3 protein-coding genes are annotated in these 4,988 nt (G+C 67.3%); all 3 read right to left on the reverse strand.

Features of this window, described 5'->3' with window-relative positions; genetic code table 11:
* Positions 1-1,319 (reverse strand): glycosyltransferase family 4 protein (locus J8I87_RS42995; RefSeq protein WP_209938685.1); only part of this gene is annotated, 1,319 nt, incomplete at its 3' end.
* On the reverse strand, positions 1,316-2,794 hold the full coding sequence (locus J8I87_RS43000) for a flippase (protein WP_209938686.1): 1,479 nt from the start codon (positions 2,792-2,794) through the stop codon (positions 1,316-1,318). The genes J8I87_RS42995 and J8I87_RS43000, both read right to left, overlap by 4 nt.
* 58 nt (positions 2,795-2,852) lie before the next feature.
* Positions 2,853-4,988, reverse strand: a 2,136-nt coding sequence (locus tag J8I87_RS43005) for a hypothetical protein (RefSeq protein WP_209938687.1), incomplete at its 5' end; no start/stop codon positions are given.

Below are 4,988 nucleotides of genomic sequence, written 5' to 3' on the forward strand. Positions count from 1 at the left end.
CGATCGTCATACGGATTGTCAGGCGGATTGCCGGGCCCGCTGTCCGATGGCAGCGCCGCGTCGCGCAGCGCGGGCACCGATTCGCGCACGAAGCCGAAGAACCGCTCGCGGAAATGCCGTACCGAGAAACGCTCGGCATTCGCGCGGCAATCGGCGGGTAAAAAGCGCGTGGGGTCGGCGGCAAAATCCCCGACTGCGCCGATGATCGCCTGCACGGTCTGCTCATTGAAGAAGAGCCCCGTCGGATGCGGCCCGTACTGGTCGCGCACGGTCTCGAGCGCCCCGCCCTTGCCATAGGCGATCACGGGCGTGCCGCACGCCTGCGCCTCCACCACCGAGATGCCGAAGTCCTCTTCCGCCGCGAACACGAACGCCTTCGCGCGGCGCATGTGATCGCGCAGCACGCTGAACGGCTGATAGCCCATGATCTGCACATTCGGCGTCGCTTTCTCGCGCACCTTGTGCATGTCGGGACCGTCGCCGATCACGACGAGCCTGCGTTGCGGCATCCGCGCGAACGCCTCGACGACCAGGTCGATCTTCTTGTACGGCACCATCCGCGAGGCCGTCAGATAGAAGTCCTCCTTCTGTTCGCACAGCGAGAACGACTCGACGTCGACGGGCGGAAAGATCACTTCCGATTCGCGCTGGTAGACCTTCCTGATGCGCCGCGAAATGAACGCCGAATTGGCGACGAATGCATCGACCGAGTTGGACGTGCGGCTATCCCAGTTGCGCATGTAATGCAGGATCAGCCGCGCGAACGCGGACTTCGGCCCGCTCGTGAGCTTCGACTGCTGCAGGTACTGATGCTGGAGGTCCCACGCGTACCGGATGGGCGAATGCACGTAGCTGATGTGCACCTGGTCCGGGCCCGTGAGCACGCCCTTCGCCACGGCATGACTGCTCGAGATCACGACGTCGTACGCGGACACATCGAGCTGCTCGATCGCCAGCGGCATCAGCGGCAGATACGCGCGGTACTTCGTGCGCGCCATCGGCAGCTTCTGGATGAACGAGGTCGTCACGGGCCTGCCGCGCAGGAACGCGCGCTCGTCGAGAAAGTCGACGAGGCTGAAGAGGTCCGCCTGCGGAAAGCACGCGATGATCTGCTCGAGCACGCGCTCGGCGCCCGCGTACGTGACGAGCCAGTCGTGGATGATCGCGACGCGCACGGGCGCATCGCCGCGACCGCCGCGGCCGCGCTGGCGGGTTGCGGGCGGCCTGGCCACGGGTGCGGCGGGGATCAGATCGCGGCCCGCGTCGCGCGTCACGGCGGTGGGACGCAGCAGGTCTTCTTCAACGATATCGTGGTTCATGCGCTATTCCTCGGATTGAGTCGCAACTTCAGACGCACAAGCAGCGAACGCGCAAGATCGCGCAATGCGGGGGTCATCGTGAGCGACCATGCAACGTTCGCGCTGACGACGAGCGCGCCCGCGGCGATGGCCATCGGCAGGCTGGAGAGCAAGGTGGCGAGCCAGAGCGTGCCCACCAGGAAAGCGAGATGCGCGAGCATGTCGAGCACGACCGGGCGCGCGTGAATGGCCGACAGGCGCAGCAGCACGACGTAGTCGAACAGGCCGCGCGCGGCCACGACGACAGCCGCGCCCGTCAGGCCGGCATGCGCAATGCCGAACCACAGCGCGCCCGCGAAGAACGGCAGCTCGAACAGGCCCACACGCGCGGCCGTCGCGGGATGCAGCTGCGACTGAATGAGGATGCGCGCGAGGTTCGCCTGGCCGACGAGCCACACGGAGATGATCAGGATGCGTCCCACGGGGCCCGCCGCGTCCGCGACCTCGCTGCCCACCCACGCGTGCAGGAACGGTTCGAGCACGATGATCGCGACGAGCGCAACGGGCGTGAACACGCCGTTCAGGAATTCGAGCGACTGCCGCATGATGACGTCGGCATCGTCGCGGCCGACTGCGGACAGACGCGGAAACAGCGTGCGCAGCATCGCGGTCGGCACGATGTTCAGACGCGTGACGAGGTTCTGCGGCACCGTGTAATACGTGACGAAGCGCGCGCCGAGACGGGTGCCGAGCATCACGCGATCGAGCGATTCGGCGACCATGCCCGTGACGCTCGCGACCAGCATCCAGCCGCCGAAGTTGAACAGCCCCTTCGCGACGGCGAACTGCGGCGCGCGCACGTGACGGATGCCGAGCACGATGAACGCGGAGCGCCCGAGCAGGACGGCCGCGAGCAGGCGCGCGATGACGGCGGCCGCGAGCACGTTCTGCAGCGTCGGCCCCATCATCCATGCGGCGGCGAGCGGCAGCAGCTGGAACAGGAAGGTGCCGAGCGTCTGGTTGGTGTTGTAGATGCCGAAGCGCTCCGCGCCGTTGATCGCGCCCGCGAAGACCCACGAGACGTTGGCCAGCGGAATCGCCACCGCGAGCCACGGCAGCGCCATGTAGACCTCGTGCTGCAGCCCGGGCGACACCTTCGAGAAGTACGCCGTATAGAGCGCCGCGCCGAAATAGATCACGAGCCCGCCGAGGATGCCCGTGGCCAGGTTCAGCCAGGTCGCGCTCCAGAACACCTGCTCGCACGCCGCAGCGTCGTTGGATGCGCGCGCCTTCGAGATGTGGTTCTGCGCGGCCATGCTCATGCCGAGATCGAGAATGCTGAAGTAGCCGATCAGCGTCCAGGCGAGGCTGATCACGCCGTAGCGCTCGACGCCCAGCAGCCTGATATACGACGGCACCGTGACGAGCGACACGAACGTCGGCAGCACCAGCCCGACCAGATTGATCACTACGTTTCTGAGGATGCCTTTGTCCATCGGATACCTGTGGAGTCGTTCATATGCAGGGGAGCGTGTGGGTGGAGAGTCTTCGGGCTCAGGCTTTCGACGAGGGTTTCCAGCGGTACATCAGCACCTTGCCGCGCGCGTCTTCCTCGACGAACACGAGGTACTCGCCGTCGTTGCGCCGGTACGCGCTGATGCCGTTGGGCACGTCGACCCAGCCCGACGCGCGGCCCACTTCCGCGCCGGGCTGCATCGTGCCGACGGGCGCGCCCGTGTCCCGGTCGTAGACATGCACGGTGCCGACGGGCTCGACGGCGAACACGTACCGGCCCTCGACCGTGAGGCCGATCAGCGTCGAGACGGGCTTGGCCTTCGTGTCCCACGGCAGCGGCAGCGTGTAGCGCGCAACGGGCTGGCCGCCCGACCATCGGTCGTAGCGCACGAGCACGCGGCCCACCTCTTTCCAGAAGCCGCGGTCGAACGGCGCGTCGGGCGTGTAGCCCGTCACGTACATCGAATCCGTCTGCGGGTCGTAGATCGCGCGCTTCACTTCGCTAAAGGGCGGCGGCACGGGATACGCGGTCATGTCCGCGTACGAGTAGACAGGGTTGCCCTTCGCGTCGAGGCCGCCGAAACGGAAGCGGTCGATACCCTTCGAATCGCGCGCGCGCCAGATGTCGCCGCTCGTGTCGACCCACCATCCCCAGCCGCCCGCGAGGTGCGTGCCCGTCGTGTTCGGCGTGAATTCGTCCGCATCGAAATGGCCGTTGCCATTGGTGTCGCGCCAGATCCAGTCGCCGCCCTTCGGCGCGTTCGGCACCTTCAGCACCGCGCGTTCGCGGCCCGCGATGAAGCCCGAGGGCGTCGCCGTCTCGCCGTCACGGCCGCCGTCGAAGCGATAGATCTTCAGATGATCCGCGTACATGTCGGTGAGAAACAGGAACGTGCGGTCCTTCAGCCTGCGCGCGATGGGCAGGCCCGGCCACTGGTCGGTGGTGAGCACGGGATCGTCGGGATACCTGAAGCGGTTCGTCAGGAAGCCCGCGTATGTCCATTGCCGGCCTGCCGGCTTCGACAGGTCGAGTTCGAAGCGCTTGTTGCCCGTATAGACGCTGTCGGGCCGCGACGGGTCCATCCAGGCGCCATCGACGAACAGCAGCCCTTGAACCTGCCACAGCCGTCTGCCGTCGGGCGCATAGCTTTCGAGCGTCGCGCCGAGGCCCGCGCCGGTCGGCTCGAAGCGCGGGCCGATGCCGTTGGTCGACACGTACACGTTGCCGCGCGCGTCGACGCCCACCCCCGTGAGTCCGTTGAAGCGCTGCGGGCCCGGTCGGCCCGCGACGCCCGAGAAGATGCCGCCGCGCTCGCCGAGCGTCGAGCTCAATGCGTAGCCGTTGCCGCCCTTTCGCGTGCTGAAGAACAGCACCTGCTGGCGCGGACCGTTGTCGGCGACCAGCACGCGGCCTTGCGAGTCGACGGCGAGATCGACGGCGACGGTATCGGCGGGCAGCGGCAGTTCGTCGTTCAGGCGCTGGCCGTCCGTGTTTAGATGCGCAACCTTCGGATGGTCGCCGAGCGTATCCGTCAACACCCACAACGTACCGTCGGGTGCGCGCGCGAGGCGGCCCGGTTCGTGCACGCTCCATTGCGCGTTGCGCTGCATCGACCCGGCGTCGTAGACCTCGATGCGGTTCTGCGATGTGTTCGACGCGAACAGCGTCGTGTCGCTCGCGGCGAGCCCGTTGATGTCGCCGCGCGTGCCCGTGGGGACATCGTTGACCAGTTCGAACGCGGCGGCCGCCTTCGCATGCGGATCGATGCTGCGCGCGGCGGGCTGGAAGGCGGCGACGCGCGTCGTATCGCCGATCTCGCGCCGCGAGATGCCGTACCACTGACGCCCCTTCTGCGGCCACACGCCCATGCCGACCAGACGTCCCTTCTCGTTGCCGACGCCCACGGCCACATACGCATAGCGTGCGTTGATCGCGATTGCGTTGCCGCCGCTGTGGCCCCAGCCGTGCGTGCCGCCCGCGAAGCCGAGCATCCTGCCGTTCTGGTAGACGCTCGCTTCCGCGCCGCTCTCATCCCATGGTGCGTTCGTGTAGACCTTGCCGTCGGGCGACACGGCGAGCGCGGTGATGTTGATCTGCGTCCATGTGCCGTCGCCGTAGCCGAATGTGTTGCCGAGCCACGACGTCTGCACGTTCAGCGCGGGTTCCGCGAGTGC

This window comes from Paraburkholderia sp. LEh10 (assembly GCF_017814945.1).
Lineage (GTDB): Bacteria > Pseudomonadota > Gammaproteobacteria > Burkholderiales > Burkholderiaceae > Paraburkholderia.

What these genes read in the sequence shown, in the direction of transcription:
- J8I87_RS43000 (WP_209938686.1), bottom strand. Translation starts at nt 2,794, where the DNA reads ATGGACAAAGGCATCCTCAGAAACGTAGTGATCAATCTGGTCGGGCTG.